The organism is Deltaproteobacteria bacterium HGW-Deltaproteobacteria-2 (assembly GCA_002840505.1).
GTDB lineage: Bacteria > Desulfobacterota > Syntrophia > Syntrophales > Smithellaceae > Smithella.
In genome coordinates, this window is record PHBC01000005.1 from 125,144 (window position 1) to 139,938 (window position 14,795).

The window sequence follows — 14,795 nt, forward strand, 5'->3', positions numbered from 1 at the left end:
CTATCATTCCATAATATAAACACACTTAATTTTGCTCGTCTTTTTACTTGTTCATATTGCCGGTTATTAGTCAAGCAATATTTCCCTTTTTATTTTGCCGCGGGATCAGATATTATTTAATCAGTCTGCGGTGCATTTTGAAGATAGCAATGGGAAACATGATGAGACAGAAAACAATCAGATAGCATAAACCTATCAATGCCTCTGAATTAAACAAGCCGAAACTAAGTGCTCTGACAAGATTGACCAGATGGGTAAGCGGTAATAAAAGAGCGAAATATTGCGCCCAGAGGGGCAGGCCGGTTATCGGGAAAAATGTACCGCTGAAAAGAAACATGGGTGTAATGAATAAAAATATCGGCAGGTTAAACAGCTCTATTCTTGCTACTATGCCGGTGAATATCATGGCCACCGAACCAAAGGCAATACCGCCCAGAAATGCCGCAAACACAATTAAAAGTCCTGCCGGATAACTGACCAATCCGAAAAAACTTATTACAATCAGCATTATAACTGTTCCAATTGCCGCTTTTGTCGCTCCCCAGACTATTTCACCGGTGATGATTTCTTCGGCGTTGAGCGGAGTGGCCATCATGGCGTCAAACGTTTTCTGGTAGTACATACGCACAAAGGAACCGAAAGTATTTTCGAAAAAAGCGTTGTTCATAATATTAATCGCCACTAGCGAGGGCGCAATGAAACGCACGTAAGAAACTTCCTGAGCGGCATAACTGACAGAGTCAATCATACCGCTGAAACCGATACCGAAAGCCAGAAGATAGAAAAGCGGCTCCAGAAGCGGCGGCAGAAAGTTTACTTTCCAGCTTTCTTTGTACACTGTAAGATTGCGCTGCCATATTCGAATGAATCGGGTGGAGATATTAACGTTCATTCGCGCAACTCCCTTCCTGTTAATTTCAAAAAAACATCTTCGAGAGTTGCTGAACGCAATATACAGCTTTTATGAGCAAAGCGGCCGCAAATTTCCTGATAAAGCTCATGTCCGTTTTCAGCGTAAATAATCAGACGATGTCCCAAATCTTCCTGCCTGACTTTCTTTTCGCGGGAAAACGTGCGCAAATCATCTTCCGGTTCGGCGACTTCAATAATATTTTCTCCCGTGTATTCGCTGATCAGTGATTGAGGGGATCCCTGCGCCAAAATTTTGCCATGATCCATGATTACCAGGTTATCGCAAAGGCGCTCAGCCTCATCCATGTAGTGCGTCGTCAGTAAAATAGTCATGCCCTGCTTTTTCAGATTCTCCAACCTTTCCCAGACCTGATGGCGCGACTGCGGATCGAGTCCTGTTGTTGGTTCATCCAAAATCAAAAGATCAGGCTGATTGATCAAGGCGCGGGCAATGACCAGCCGGCGCACCATTCCTCCGGAGAGCTCCGTAGCGCGCGCCCCCCGGCGTTGTTCCAAAGCGAAAAATTTTAATAAGGAAGAGGCTCTTTCCAGCGCTGTTTTTCTATCGATGTTGAAATAACGGGCGAAAACTTCAAAATTCTGTATCACCGTCAGATCAGGATCAAGAGTATTATCCTGCTGGCAGACGCCAATACGGGCTTTGATTTTTCTGTATAGTTTTTTTATGTCCAGTCCGAAAACAAAAATATCTCCGGAAGTAAGCGGCGAAAAACCATAGATCATCCTGATGGTGGAGGTCTTGCCGGCGCCGTTAGGTCCCAGAATGCCAAAGCACATTCCTTTATCAACGGAAAAGGAAATGTCATCTACCGCGGTAAAAGCACCAAAAGATTTTTTTATATTGCAGGCGGCTATCACCGGCTGGATTTCATTAATGCTTGACATATTTTTCTCACATTTATTGATGTAAAGTTACGTTAATCACCGAAACATTGTCAACAAAAAGAAATTTTAGGCGGAAATAGCTTTACATTTTATGCATTATAATTTTTGCCGAATACATAAAAAGTTTAAGAGTAGTTCCTGCAATGGAAGCAGGGATTACAGCTCATGTGTGAAGTTTAGAAGCAATAGTTTCATTGTTGCTTTAATATGTTTAATTAATGATTGCATTATGTATTGCATTATGTATTGCATTATATGGTATATATATGATATAAGTATATTATATGTTTAGTATATATAATTACATTACACATTGCATTTATGCTTGCTTTTTTCTTTAGGGTGTGGTATAAGTCTACCATAAAAGCATTTAAGAAGAATATATGAAATTAGACTGTAACAGACTTACAAAATTTGATTTAGTTGAAGAAATAGAAAAAGAATCATCCGTGGAAACAATTAAGAAATTTTATTCAACTATCAATGAAATTGAAAAAATAGATCAGTTTATCAAAGATTTGCCATCTTTTCCCGGTTCTACAGATAAGATTATTAGGGGTGAACTTATTTCGGCTATTGGTGCAACACTCTCAATAGAAGGAACCGTCCTTGATAAAGAAGAAATTGAGGAGACTTTTAGGAAGGCTGATCTTGGTGAAGCATTAAAAAGAAACGAGCAAGAGGCTGAAAACTCAAGGAAGGTTTATTCATTTATAAAAGAATTTGTAAAAAATAATTCAACTGGATTTGAATATTCTGAATCATTAATAAAGCAACTACATAGTTATTTTACCGCTGACATGAATTATCTTTCTAATACACCCGGGCAATACAGAAGTAACTTTATTGCTACCTTTGGAGTACCAAGAAAAGAGAGTTTATGCAGAACGCAAAGCGAAATAGAAGATGCTATGAGAAATTTTATAAGCTGGCTAAATAATAAAAGTGACGGAATATTAAGCCATCATATATTTGTTAAAGCAATTATGGCTCATTACTATTTGTCGGAAATTCATCCTTTTGGAGATGGCAATGGACGAACAGCGCGAGCACTAGAAGCTCTTATCTTAAATGCGCAGGGTATTAATAATTATTGTTTTTGGTCTTTAGCTAATTTTTGGAGTTCTCACCGAGATCAATATATTACCTATCTTGATAATATTCGAGAAACATCAGAACCAACTGCTTTTATATTGTGGGGACTAGATGGCTACAAGGAAGAAATTAAAAAAATCAAAGACAAGGTTCTTACAAAAATGAAGCGATTGATGTTAAAAGATTATGTGCAATATTTATTCAGAGATAAAAAAAATAAAAGAATTATTAGTGTAATAAATATTTTAATAGGAACAGGTAAAATTCAAATAAAGAAATTTAACGACTTACCCGAAATACAAGCTCTTTACACTAAAAAGAATCCGAGTACAAAGTTTAGAGATTATAAAAAAATGATAGAAGAAGGATTAATAAATTTAGAAGAAATTGAAAATGAAACTTTTATAGAAGCAAGTTTTAAAATTTTAGATTCTATTAGTTACAATATTTAATAATATAATTTATTTCCCCTCAAACTGACCCATTACCAAATTTTACACTAATTTATGTTTGACGAAATACCTTCCTTCTATTATATTCATTTGAGACTTATATCTGAAAATAATGTTTTGCTGAATCTTAACTTATAAAATTGGAGGGACAGATTATGGGTAAATCGAAAGATGTGAAAAAAGACGCGAAGAAGAAACCGGTGAAGTCCGCGAAAGAAAAAAAAGAAGCCAAGAAATTAAAGAAAGCGGCTAAAGCAAGTCTGTAAGCGGCAGGAAAGACAAGCGGCAAGCCTGTTTTATCGGCGGTTATTTCCAAAATATTACCTTTTCCCTCCTGAATAAATAAAGGATATAGATTAGTGTTTTTAAGTTTTTTGGAAGTTTGACCGCAACGGATATTGACTAAAGCTAAATTTATTAAAAAGGATTTCTAATGAAAATTAAATTTGCCGGAGCGGCAAGAGAAGTTACCGGCTCTTGCTTTATTATCGAAACTGATAAAGCAAGATTCGCTGTTGACTGCGGTATGCATCAGGGCGGCGACGAAATGGAAAAACGTAACCGGGACATAGATGTATACGATCCAAAGCATATTGATTTTTTTCTTATCACTCATGCTCACATTGATCATTCGGGATTGCTTCCCCGCATGGTGCAAAATGGATTTCGCGGTACTGTTTACGCGACAGAGCCGACGGGAGACCTAATCAAAATACTGCTTTTGGACAGCGCCCATATTCAGGAAACTGATGCGACCTCGAAAATGAGAAGAATGCAGCGCTATGGTAAATCTGAAAAGATTACGCCGCTTTATACGACAAAAGACGCGGAAGCCGTCTGTCCGTTAATTAAAACAAAACGATACAATGAAGGTTTCACTCCCGGTAACGGAATAAAAGCCAACTTTCAGGATGCCGGCCACATATTGGGCGCGGCTATCCTGGAATTATTCATCGAAGAAAACGGGTCATCCACAAAACTGGTTTTCTCCGGCGATATCGGCCGCCGCCATCAGTTATTGATGAAAGATCCCGTTAATATCAGTGAAGCAGATTACCTTTTTATGGAATCAACTTACGGAGACCGCGATCATAAAGGCGAAGAGGACAGCTTAAATGAAATGGCCGAAGCGATTCAGTACAGTTACTCCAGAGGTGAGAAGATCATCATTCCCGCTTTCGCCGTAGAGCGAACTCAGGAAATGCTTTATTCGCTTTATCTTCTCAACCGTGACGGGAGAATGCCTAAAGATATACCTGTAATTCTAGACAGTCCCCTAGCCATAAAATCAACAGAAATATTTAGAAAATACCGCTCATATCTGGATAACGAAACACAAAGTCTTTTGAAAAACGGCGACGACCCGCTGGATCTTCCGCAACTCCAGTTTTCATCATCAACCGAACAATCCATGCAAATAAATGAGATGAAAGGTTCGGCAATTGTTATTTCAGCGAGCGGTATGGCCAACGCCGGAAGAATCAAACATCATCTGCGACATAATTTGTGGCGCTCCGGTGCGAGTATTGTTTTTGTCGGTTTTCAGGCACAGGGAACTCCAGGCCGTAAAATCGTCGAAGGTGCGAAAAAAGTCCGCATCTTCAATGAAGATATTGCCGTAAACGCCAAAATATGGACCATCGGTGGTTTTTCCGCCCACGCCGGACAAAGTCAGCTCCTGGATTGGCTGAAACATTTTCAGAACAAAAAAATGCCGGTGTTTTTGGTGCACGGTGAAACCGGCGCGCAGGATATGCTTGCTTCGTTAATCCGGCAAAAATTGGGTTTTGATGTGACAATCCCCGAATATCTGGAAGAAATCAAAATTAAAGCCGGTGCTCAACCGGAAGAATTAAAACCACCGCAGGCCGCGCCACAGCCGGTTGATCTGGCTCCATTGCTTGCTGACCTGAAAGCGAAAATTGATTACATCAACAATCAAATGGGAAAAATTCAATCTCTTCCTGAATCGCGTCAGATTGAATTTCTTGATTTGCTTAAACAGGCCAATCTTAGCATTGACGAAATAAAAATCAGAGATCTTGCAGCGCGAAAATAAGTTCAACTGCGTTGAATTTATATATCTGGATGGAAGAGAAACATTATTGTCTCTACCGCGTAAAAAATGTGCGGAGACGCCCGGTTGATCAGATTGATCTCTACGGAACAAATTTAATTATTTTTTACCGCTGCGAATTTCTTATCCTTGTCCATGGGTGCAAACAAAATTATATCCGGCATTTGCTACAAAATCAGCGTTATGATAGATGTTGAATCTAATAAATTCAGCCTCTCTTTCATTAAGAAAAATTAACAGGAATCTTTTCATCGCATAAAAATGCAGACAGATAATGATTTTATGAGAATAGCGCTGGAGGAAGCGCAAAAAGCTTATAGCTGCGGAGAAGTTCCCGTGGGGGCGGTATTGGTGCATAAAGGTAATATTTTAGCACGGGCGCATAACTCACCAATTGAGAATAAAGACCCTTCAGCGCACGCGGAGATGCTGGTGTTAAGACAGGCGGGAGAAAAAATAGGGAATTACCGGCTTGACGGTGCCGAACTTTACGTTACACTTGAGCCCTGTATAATGTGCGCGGGCGCGATTGTTCAGGCGCGTCTGACACGCGTCATTTTCGGGACGCGCGATCCGAAATGCGGTGCTGTAGTTTCATTATATAATGTGCTGAATGATGAAAGATTGAATCATCATGTGGAAATAACAGAAGGAATATTACGGGAAGAATGCGGGCAAATATTGAGTAGATTTTTTCGGGAAAAGAGGATAAAAGCCGACTCTCCCGACTGATATCGGTGCGGAGAGGTACCGAAGTGGTCGTAACGGGATCGACTCGAAATCGATTTGGGGGCCACAAAGCTCCCACGGGGGTTCGAATCCCCCTCTCTCCGCCAGAATATATTTGCTATTTTTTAATGTTCTTTGTAATTATAAGAAAATTTGTGGAGAGATGTCCGAGCGGCTGAAGGAGCACGACTGGAAATCGTGTGTATGCCCCCAAAGGTGTACCGCGGGTTCAAATCCCGCTCTCTCCGCCATTTTTTTATTTTGAGATATATTATTTCCCCAGCTGGAAATCTTCTGTAACAACTAAATGCAAAAAATTGAATCGTTTACTGTTTATTTCTTAAAAATCAATAGCATTATAAGTAAAATGTTTTGTAAAAAATAAAAACGGTATTTCCAATATTTATGCGGCAAAAAAAATTAACCCCGGAAGAAGAAGAGGTTATCGTTCGTAAAGGCACGGAAATGCCTTTTTCAGGGGAATACTGCATTATTTTTGGGCCGGGTACTTATCGTTGTAAGAGATGCGGAGCGGATTTATATCGATCAAACGACAAATTTAATTCCGGATGCGGGTGGCCGAGTTTTGATACTGAGATTCCAGGCGCTGTCTCACGTATTGCTGACGACGACGGAGAGCGCACCGCGATTCAATGTGCAAAATGCGGAGCGCATTTGGGACATGTTTTCGAAGGCGAAGGCTTTACGCCTAAGAATGTCCGGCATTGTGTTAATTCAATCTCGTTGAGCTTCAAGGCTAAATAATATGATTAAGATCATAGTTTTGGGTGGCGGCTGCTTTTGGTGCATCGAAGCTGTTTTTCAAAAAATTCAGGGTGTGCACAAAGTCGAGCCTGGCTATGCGGGCGGAAGTTTTCCCGATCCGACTTATGAACAGGTTTGTTTAGGAGAAACCGATCATGCCGAGACCGTCAGGCTGGAATACGACTCGGATAAAATAAATTTGGAAAACATTTTAGATGTGTTTTTCTCCATACATGATCCGACAACTTTAAACAGACAGGATATGGATGCAGGGACGCAATATCGCTCGATAATTCTTTGGACTGAACCGGAGCAGAAAAAAATCATCAAAAAATATCTGGATAAGATTAAAAATGATTTCAAGGATCCGATCGTCACGCAATTGAAAAAGCTGAAAAATTTTTATCCGGCTGAAACTTACCATTTTGATTATTACAACCGGAACAAAAGACAGCCGTATTGTCAGCTAGTTATTTCGCCGAAAATAGAAAAAATTGAGAAAGACTTCTCTGATTCCATAAAATAATTTCTGTAAAAACAATAACATCGCCCTCAATAACTAAGTGCGAAAAATTTGAGTTGATTCCTGTTCATTTATCTATTAAAAGTCTCAACGTATTATTTGTTATTATTAAATATGGCCGGGTCCCGCGCAACGGAGGCTTGTGAACCCCGTCAGGTCCGGAAGGAAGCAGCGGTAGCAATGTCCGCCATGTGTTGCGGTAAACCCGGTCACCAGTAATTAACCTGCCGTTTTGATTTCAAAGGATAACTAGGCGGCAAGGACGAGGCGCCGCAGGCGTATTAGTAATACGTTGAGGACGCCGAGGACGAAGCCAACAAAGTTAACCGAAGAAAGCAAAATGGCATCAGGAGTTCAGTTGGAATATCTAGTCCTAGCCCGCAAATTCCGGCCGCAAACATTTGAAGATGTTGCCGGTCAGGAGCATGTTGTCAAAACACTCCGCAACTCCATTGGCCAGGGTCGTGTGGCGCATGCCTTTTTATTCAGCGGTCCGCGCGGTGTGGGCAAAACCTCGGTTGCCAGAATTCTGGCCAAATCGCTCAATTGTGAAAAAGGACCAACGGCGACGCCCTGTAATATCTGCTCGAATTGCCGTGAAATTACTAACGGCTCTTCACTGGATGTGCGGGAAATAGACGGCGCTTCCAACCGTGGCATTGATGAAATCCGGGAGCTGCGGGAAAATGTCAAGTTTGCTCCGGTTGCCTCAAAATACAAAATTTACATTATTGATGAAGTGCATATGCTGACGCGTGAAGCATTCAATGCGCTTTTGAAAACTCTGGAAGAACCGCCGACTCACGTGATTTTCATTTTTGCTACAACCGAAAACCATAAAGTTCCGGCGACGATACTCTCTCGCTGCCAATGTTACGATTTCCGTAGAATATCTCTCAGTGAAATTGCCGCGAATCTGGGTGGGGTTGCTGCCAAAGAAGGAATTAAAATCAGTCCGAGCGCTCTTTTATGGATTGCTGAAGCGGGCGACGGTAGTATGCGCGACGCACAAAGTATTTTTGATCAGGTTATTTCCTATGCCGGAATGGATATCAAGGATGACGATGTAGAAGAGAGTTTGGGGTTGGCTGACCGAAAGTATCTTTTCCGTGTTTCCGAAGCAGTGTTGCAGCGAAATGCCGGTGCCTGCCTGATTATTATCGAAGAAGCATATCTGGCTGGTATCGATATGAAGCATTTTTATCAGATACTGTTAAAGCATTTTAGAAATCTGCTTCTGATTAAAATTGCCGCTGATGGCAGTTCTTCTTTTGATATCGCGCCGGAACAAATTGAAAAGCTAAAAAATCAGGTGCAGGCGATAGCACGCGAAACCCTACAGCGCTTTGTGGAAATTATGATCTCAGAAGAGTCAAGTTTTCTGCGCAGTCAGGAACCGCGTATGAAACTCGAAGCCATCATTGTCAAAATGGCCTATCTGGAACCGATAATCCCACTTGGTGAAATAATTTCGACAATTGAAAATATCGAACAAAGACTTAATCGGGGTTTGCCGGTGGCCGGTAAAAATAATGAGCCGCAGGTTTTTGCACATAACACTGCCAGAACAAGTAATATAGGGTTTCAACTTTCACCGGATGAGCCGGTAAAAGAAACATCAAAAGATGATATGGAAAGCGATTCTGGTGTTGATGCAAATGAAGAAAATAATTCCTCCGGTGCGAATAATTGTTCGGATGATTTAAAGCTTCTCTGCGACAATTTTAAAATATTTATCAAAAAGGAAAACCCGATTCTGGGAGCAAAAATTGATACCACTGAAATTGTAAGTTATCAGAACGATTGCCTGACGCTGGGGTTTCCGAAGAACTATATTTTTTTGGAAGAGATGAGAACAACAACGCAAAAAGAAAAACTGGAACAAATAGCCCGGGGATTTTTTCAAAAAAATGTGGCAATAAAAATTACAGCAATTGATGTGGAAAATGGTAATGCAAACGGCAATAACGGGCGTAAACAACTCAATGGTATAAACGAAATAAAACGTGAAGCGATGAATCAACCGCTTTTACAAAAAATCATGGATGAACTTTCTGACGCCAAAGTGGTGGAAATAAGAGTGCAGCCGGGAAAAGCAAATTCGTAAAAGGCAATTTCGAAAAGGTTCATCAAAATAGGAGGACAATAGAGTGCAAAATTTCAACACCATCATGAAGCAGGCAAAAAAAATGCAGGAGCGCATGGCTAACCTGCAAAAGGAATTGGAGATGAAAACCGTCGAAGCTCAGGCCGGCGGCGGTATGGTACGCGTTGTGGTTAACGGCAAGTATGAAATTGTTTCATTGAAGATCGAAAAGGAAGTGGTCAATCCCGAAGACATAGAAATGCTGCAGGATTTAATCGCTGCCGCGGTTAATGAGGGAGTGCGCAAGGCTCAGGAGATGTCTTCTTCGGAAATGGCGAAAATTACCGGAGGATTGAATATCCCCGGTCTATAAGCCGTTTTTAAATCAAAGATAGCGTTTTGATTTAGAACTGGCGTAATAAGGTACATTTATGAAAGCATATGCGCAACCGATTAAAAAACTTGTTGCCGAATTGGGTAAGTTACCCGGTATTGGCGAAAAAACGGCCGCGAGGTTGGCCAATTATATTTTGCGGTCTACGGAAGATGATGTAAAAAAATTGGCGGAAAGCATTGTTGAGGTAAAAAGAAAAATCAAGCTTTGCAGGATTTGCTTGAATCTGACGGAAGACGATACCTGTTATATCTGCCGCGACACGGCGAGGGACAAAGAAGTAATTTGTGTTGTGGAAGACCCGGATGCTCTGGCGGCGATTGAAGAATGTGGAGGATATCATGGCACTTATCATGTGCTGCACGGAGTTCTGGCGCCTCTGGATGGAATCGGGCCGGATAATCTGCGGTTAGGTGAACTTATCCAACGGATTAATGAAGGCAGCGTCAAGGAAATAATTCTAGCTACAAATACCAATGTTCAAGGCGAGTCCACGGCGTTGTTGCTTACCCGGATGTTCAAAGAAAAAAATATCAAGTTGACGCGTATTGCCACTGGTGTGCCGATGGGCGGAGACTTGAAATATATAGATAAGATGTCGATTTCGAAGTCCTTGGAATTTCGTCGCGGCATGTAGGATGGCGCTTTAAAACAGCCATATGCAGCGTTGCGCTTCATCTTTCGTCACTGCGGCCTACGCAAAAGTAGGCCTCATTCCTCAATATTCGCGCGCCTTGCCTCTGTGAGCGGGAATCCAGAACGTAAAACGTAACATAGATTTTCATCTTAACTAGAAGGGTAGTTTTTTCATGCAAGGTAATTTATTTAAAAATATTACAGTCGTATTAGTATGTTTAACATTATTGCTAATATTTGTATTCATTACTGAAAAATTTGGACAACAGTTTTTGTTACAATACACTTTTAGGTTAATTTTAGTAGTTTATTTTATAACTTCTTTGTATCTGAACAAGAACATGTTTATAAATGTTAAGAATATTTACGTTAGATATTTATTAATATTAGTTTTGTGTGCTTTATTAACTGTTGTCTTTGGAATTTTTGCGCTAATTATCGGTGTAAATTTTAATTTAGCTATCGGTGGTAAAATATAACATTATAGTAACTAAAAACGACAACAATTAACTTTATGGAAACACGAAAAATTAAAATACCTCTAACGTAAGAAGTCATCAAGTCGCTGCATGCGGGCGATATGGTTTTGTTCGGTTGTGAATTTTAGATCGTTTACGACGTCGCCCAAACCGGTTCCTCCAAAAATAATCGGTTCCATCACTCTCATCTCATCACAAGTTACCGGATGGATTTTTTCAGTCCGAAATTAATCAAAAACGGATTTCAGACAATGATTCGCAAAGTCAATTGTTGTCTGAAGTTATTGAAGCCAAAAAAACAGGGCGATTTATTGTGAAACTCCAATTCCAAAAGCATAGCGCAATGGAATTGGTAAGTTGAACAATCCCGCATAGCGGAGGGTATAATACCCCGCAACTTGCTGAGAGATTCATACCCGTGATTATAGAACCATTGGCGGCATCGCGCCGTTGATGTCCAAATATGTCCCATAATTGGAAATAATTGACCATGAAGATTTTAGAAAAGAAGCGACAAAAAAACTGACGGTCAAAGATTTCACTTGTGGTAATCAATGATTTTCAAGGCAATTATTATTTTTATCTTTCTCCACAGCCTAAGTGGCTTATTTCTTGAATGTAACAATCGACCGGATAATAGACAAAAAGGTATTGACTGAAGTTTTTTTCTATATTATGAATCACAGTCATTTTTTCCAAAAAATAAGGAGATTAAAGTAAATGATAGAAGTTAGATGGCATGGACGCGGCGGTCAAGGAGCGGTTACGTCGGTAGAATTGCTGGCTGTGGCGGCAATCGCCGCCGGAAAATTCGCTCAGGGCTTTCCCAGCTTCGGTCCGGAAAGAAGAGGAGCGCCTGTTACCGCTTTTACCCGCATTAACGATAAAAAAATCAATGTTCGTTCGGGCATATATGAGCCCGATGTGGTGCTGGTTCTGGATGCCAGTCTGATCGGTCTGGTCAATGTTCTCGACGGTTTGAAACCGGGCGGCAAATTGATTGTCAACACGGCCAAATCGCCGGATGAAATCCGCAAGGATTTGAATTTCAGCGGTACGGTGGCTACCGTGGACGGTACAGGTATCGCACGCAAGGAAATGGGCGTGCCCATTGCCAACACCACCATGATCGGCGCATTGTTGAAAGTAACCGGAGTCATGGATCTCGACGCCATGAAAGAATCGGTGGAGCACCGGTTCGGCAGAATCGCCCAGAAGAATCTCAACGCGATGAAACGGTCTTACGACGAAATTAAAATAAGTAATTAAGGGGTATTTATGGCATTGAAAACATGGAGAGAGCTTCCCATTGGATGTGTTGTTTCCGAGCCGGGTAGCGCCAGTGAATATCATACGGGCAGTTGGCGGTCGCAACGCCCGATCTGGGACAATAAAAAGTGTATCAAATGCGGTATTTGTTATGTTTTCTGTCCTGAAGGATGTGTGCAGCAGACCGAGGATGGTTTTTTCGTGGCAAACATGGATTATTGCAAGGGCTGCGGCATTTGCGCGCATGAATGCTGGCCCCGCGCGATAGCAATGATAGAGGAGGGATAACATGGGCAAACGCATAGGAATGGAAGTGGCAGTTGCCGTAGCGGAAGCCGTAGGTCTTTGCAATATAGACATGGCGGCCGTTTATCCCATTACACCTCAGTCGCATATCGCGGAACATCTTTCCGATCTGGTCGCCGATGGTGAGGTTGACGCAGAATTCGTGACCGTCGAATCCGAACACTCGGCAATGAGCGCGGTTATCGGCGCGTCCGGCACCGGCGCCCGTTCTTACACCGCAACCAGTTCTCAGGGATTGATGTATATGCATGAATTACTGCCGATCGCTTCGGCGATGCGACTGCCGATCACCATGGCCATCGCCAACCGGGCGGTTTCCGGCCCTCTGAATATTTTAAATGATCATTCCGATATTATGCCTCAGCGCGATTCCGGCTGGATTTCTATTTTTGTGGAAAACGGACAGGAATCTATCGATATGTCGATCATTGCTTTTAAAATTGCCGAGCATAAAGATGTCATGTTGCCGGTAAATATTAATATTGACGGATTTCAATTGACACACATGGTGGAACCTTTTGAAATGCCGACACAGGAAGAAGTGAACAAATTCCTGCCGCCTTTTGTTCCGCACGCGACATTGCATCCCGCGAAACCTGTCACCATGGGCGCTTTTGCCATGTCCGATTACTTCGCGGAAATTATGAAAGCCAAAGATGAAGCTCTGAAAAATTCCAAAAAAGTCATTCTGGAAGTCTGGGATGAATGGGCAAAATTGTTCGGTCGCTCCTACAAACCGGTAGAAACTTACAAAGCTGATGATGCGGAAGTTCTGATGCTGACTATGGGCTCGATGGGTGAAACCGCGCAAATGGCGATTGACGAACTTCGCGCCAAAGGAATTAAAGCCGGCCTGATAAAATTAAGATTGTGGCGTCCTTTCCCGTTTGCGGAAATTAAAGCCGCGGTTAAAAACGCGAAGAAGCTGATTGTAACTGACCGTGCCTGTTCATTTGGCGGTCCCGGCGGCCCGGTTTTTTCAGAAATAAAGTCCGCTCTTTATGCCGAAGCCAAGCGCCCCTTTATTTACAATTATATTTACGGATTGGGCGGACGTGACGTTCCCGTCAACGATTTTACCGGCATGTTTGAGAAAGTTCTGGCTGATACATCGAACAAACAAGCAGACACCTACGAATTTTGGGGAGTGAGAGAATAATGAGTATCGTAGAAAATTTTGATTTATTTGCTCCGCGGCTGATTAATAAAAAAGAATTGTTATCTCCCGGCCACCGCGCCTGCTCCGGTTGCGCCGAGGTGCTGGCCGTGCGGCTCATGGCAAAGGCTCTGGGTGATAATACCGTAATCGCCTCCGCGACCGGCTGTATGGAAATTGTATCCAGCATGTTTCCGACCACAGCGTGGAATGTGCCCTGGATTCACGTTGCCTTTGAGAACGCAGCGTCAGTCGCTTCCGGCATTGAAGCGGGCCTCAAAGCACTGCGCAAGAAGGGCAAAATTGACGACCGCTATGTAAAGGTCGTCGGCATGGGTGGTGATGGTGCCACCATGGACATCGGGTTTCAGGCTCTTTCCGGCGCGATGGAGCGCGGCCATGATATGATTTACGTCTGCTTCGACAACGAAGCCTACATGAACACGGGTATTCAGCGTTCCAGCGGCACGCCAATGGGTGCTTCCACTACCACCGCTCCGGCAGGCAAAGTTAGTTCCGGCCAAAAGACATGGAAAAAGAATCTGCCGGAAATCATGGTTGCCCATGCTATACCCTATGTCGCCACCGCTTGCCCCAGTTATCCGTTGGATTTTATTCGCAAGATGGAAAAAGCTAAAAGCATCAAAGGACCTTCTTACATACATTGTTTTTCCGTGTGTCCAACCGGATGGCGTTGTCCTTCGCAAATGGCGATATCCATGGGACGTCTGGCCATAGAGACGGGAGTGTTCCCTCTGTATGAAGTCGAAAACGGACATTATCGTCTTTCACCGGATATGCCGAAAAAACTAAGACCAATTAAAGATTACTTCAAGGGACAGGGACGTTTCCGCCACCTGAGTGCCGAAGAAATTGACAAGATTCAGGAGAAAGTGACCACTGAATTTAATAAGCTGAAGGAAAAAGAGAAATTTCTCAAGATAGGCAATGATTAAACTCCGTTAAAAATTTCTTAAGAAGCATTATTTCTAACGGTGTAAAAAGAGAGA

At 42.1% G+C, this 14,795-nt stretch carries 15 protein-coding genes, 2 tRNA genes and 1 other RNA gene; 16 read left to right on the plus strand and 2 right to left on the minus strand.

From position 1 onward, the window contains the following. Positions 1-112: 112 nt before the first annotated feature. Positions 113-892: an ABC transporter permease gene (locus CVU62_11215; GenBank protein ID PKN37168.1), complete on the minus strand. Its 780-nt coding sequence runs from the start codon at positions 890-892 to the stop codon at positions 113-115. Then, on the minus strand, positions 889-1,818 hold the full coding sequence (locus tag CVU62_11220) for an ABC transporter (protein ID PKN37169.1): 930 nt from the start codon (positions 1,816-1,818) through the stop codon (positions 889-891). Before CVU62_11220 ends, CVU62_11215 begins: the two co-directional genes overlap by 4 nt. A gap of 383 nt (positions 1,819-2,201) precedes the next feature. Between CVU62_11220 and CVU62_11225 the strand changes: the two genes are divergently transcribed. The 16 genes from CVU62_11225 to CVU62_11300 all read left to right on the plus strand — a co-directional run bounded on the left by CVU62_11225 (position 2,202) and on the right by CVU62_11300 (position 14,741). Beyond that, a complete protein-coding gene (locus CVU62_11225) occupies positions 2,202-3,365 on the plus strand; it encodes a hypothetical protein (GenBank protein ID PKN37170.1) in 1,164 nt (387 codons plus the stop codon). Positions 3,366-3,798: 433 nt separating this feature from the next. Further along, complete coding sequence (locus CVU62_11230) at positions 3,799-5,424, plus strand: MBL fold hydrolase (protein ID PKN37171.1); 1,626 nt, start codon at positions 3,799-3,801, stop codon at positions 5,422-5,424. A 279-nt stretch (positions 5,425-5,703) separates the two neighbouring features. After that, positions 5,704-6,174 carry a tRNA adenosine(34) deaminase TadA gene (locus tag CVU62_11235; GenBank protein PKN37172.1) on the plus strand — a complete coding sequence of 157 codons (471 nt, stop codon included), beginning with the start codon at positions 5,704-5,706 and terminating at the stop codon, positions 6,172-6,174. Between the two features lie 9 nt (positions 6,175-6,183). Next, a tRNA-Ser gene (locus tag CVU62_11240) sits at positions 6,184-6,278 on the plus strand. A 50-nt stretch (positions 6,279-6,328) separates the two neighbouring features. Further along, a tRNA-Ser gene (locus CVU62_11245) sits at positions 6,329-6,422 on the plus strand. A 154-nt stretch (positions 6,423-6,576) separates the two neighbouring features. Next, positions 6,577-6,936, plus strand: a complete 360-nt coding sequence (locus CVU62_11250; protein ID PKN37173.1) for a methionine sulfoxide reductase B — start codon at positions 6,577-6,579, stop codon at positions 6,934-6,936. A gap of 1 nt (position 6,937) precedes the next feature. Further along, a complete protein-coding gene (gene msrA / locus CVU62_11255) occupies positions 6,938-7,462 on the plus strand; it encodes a peptide-methionine (S)-S-oxide reductase (protein ID PKN37174.1) in 525 nt (174 codons plus the stop codon). A 113-nt stretch (positions 7,463-7,575) separates the two neighbouring features. Then, an RNA gene (gene ffs / locus CVU62_11260) (signal recognition particle sRNA small type) lies at positions 7,576-7,673 on the plus strand. Positions 7,674-7,799: 126 nt separating this feature from the next. Then, complete coding sequence (locus tag CVU62_11265; protein ID PKN37175.1) at positions 7,800-9,566, plus strand: DNA polymerase III subunit gamma/tau; 1,767 nt, start codon at positions 7,800-7,802, stop codon at positions 9,564-9,566. A gap of 43 nt (positions 9,567-9,609) precedes the next feature. After that, entirely contained in the window at positions 9,610-9,918 is a 309-nt protein-coding gene (locus tag CVU62_11270) for a YbaB/EbfC family nucleoid-associated protein (protein ID PKN37176.1), read from the plus strand. Between the two features lie 58 nt (positions 9,919-9,976). Next, a complete protein-coding gene (locus CVU62_11275; GenBank protein PKN37177.1) occupies positions 9,977-10,576 on the plus strand; it encodes a recombination protein RecR in 600 nt (199 codons plus the stop codon). A gap of 172 nt (positions 10,577-10,748) precedes the next feature. Further along, a complete protein-coding gene (locus CVU62_11280; GenBank protein PKN37178.1) occupies positions 10,749-11,054 on the plus strand; it encodes a hypothetical protein in 306 nt (101 codons plus the stop codon). 720 nt (positions 11,055-11,774) lie between these two features. After that, the gene (locus CVU62_11285; GenBank protein ID PKN37179.1) at positions 11,775-12,323 is read left to right on the plus strand and encodes a pyruvate synthase; all 549 of its coding nucleotides are present in this window, start codon (positions 11,775-11,777) and stop codon (positions 12,321-12,323) included. Positions 12,324-12,332: 9 nt separating this feature from the next. Continuing rightward, on the plus strand, positions 12,333-12,611 hold the full coding sequence (gene porD / locus CVU62_11290; GenBank protein PKN37180.1) for a pyruvate ferredoxin oxidoreductase: 279 nt from the start codon (positions 12,333-12,335) through the stop codon (positions 12,609-12,611). Position 12,612: 1 nt separating this feature from the next. Then, entirely contained in the window at positions 12,613-13,788 is a 1,176-nt protein-coding gene (gene porA / locus CVU62_11295) for a pyruvate ferredoxin oxidoreductase (protein PKN37181.1), read from the plus strand. Beyond that, positions 13,788-14,741, plus strand: a complete 954-nt coding sequence (locus CVU62_11300) for a pyruvate ferredoxin oxidoreductase (protein ID PKN37182.1) — start codon at positions 13,788-13,790, stop codon at positions 14,739-14,741. Before porA ends, CVU62_11300 begins: the two co-directional genes overlap by 1 nt. Positions 14,742-14,795 lie beyond the last annotated feature (54 nt).

What these genes read in the sequence shown, in the direction of transcription:
- CVU62_11285 (PKN37179.1), top strand. Translation starts at nt 11,775, where the DNA reads ATGATAGAAGTTAGATGGCATGGACGCGGCGGTCAAGGAGCGGTTACG.
- CVU62_11215 (PKN37168.1), bottom strand. Translation starts at nt 892, where the DNA reads ATGAACGTTAATATCTCCACCCGATTCATTCGAATATGGCAGCGCAAT.
- CVU62_11250 (PKN37173.1), top strand. Translation starts at nt 6,577, where the DNA reads ATGCGGCAAAAAAAATTAACCCCGGAAGAAGAAGAGGTTATCGTTCGT.
- porA (PKN37181.1), top strand. Translation starts at nt 12,613, where the DNA reads ATGGGCAAACGCATAGGAATGGAAGTGGCAGTTGCCGTAGCGGAAGCC.
- msrA (PKN37174.1), top strand. Translation starts at nt 6,938, where the DNA reads ATGATTAAGATCATAGTTTTGGGTGGCGGCTGCTTTTGGTGCATCGAA.
- CVU62_11225 (PKN37170.1), top strand. Translation starts at nt 2,202, where the DNA reads ATGAAATTAGACTGTAACAGACTTACAAAATTTGATTTAGTTGAAGAA.
- CVU62_11235 (PKN37172.1), top strand. Translation starts at nt 5,704, where the DNA reads ATGCAGACAGATAATGATTTTATGAGAATAGCGCTGGAGGAAGCGCAA.
- CVU62_11265 (PKN37175.1), top strand. Translation starts at nt 7,800, where the DNA reads ATGGCATCAGGAGTTCAGTTGGAATATCTAGTCCTAGCCCGCAAATTC.
- CVU62_11300 (PKN37182.1), top strand. Translation starts at nt 13,788, where the DNA reads ATGAGTATCGTAGAAAATTTTGATTTATTTGCTCCGCGGCTGATTAAT.
- CVU62_11275 (PKN37177.1), top strand. Translation starts at nt 9,977, where the DNA reads ATGAAAGCATATGCGCAACCGATTAAAAAACTTGTTGCCGAATTGGGT.
- porD (PKN37180.1), top strand. Translation starts at nt 12,333, where the DNA reads ATGGCATTGAAAACATGGAGAGAGCTTCCCATTGGATGTGTTGTTTCC.
- CVU62_11220 (PKN37169.1), bottom strand. Translation starts at nt 1,818, where the DNA reads ATGTCAAGCATTAATGAAATCCAGCCGGTGATAGCCGCCTGCAATATA.
- CVU62_11280 (PKN37178.1), top strand. Translation starts at nt 10,749, where the DNA reads ATGCAAGGTAATTTATTTAAAAATATTACAGTCGTATTAGTATGTTTA.
- CVU62_11230 (PKN37171.1), top strand. Translation starts at nt 3,799, where the DNA reads ATGAAAATTAAATTTGCCGGAGCGGCAAGAGAAGTTACCGGCTCTTGC.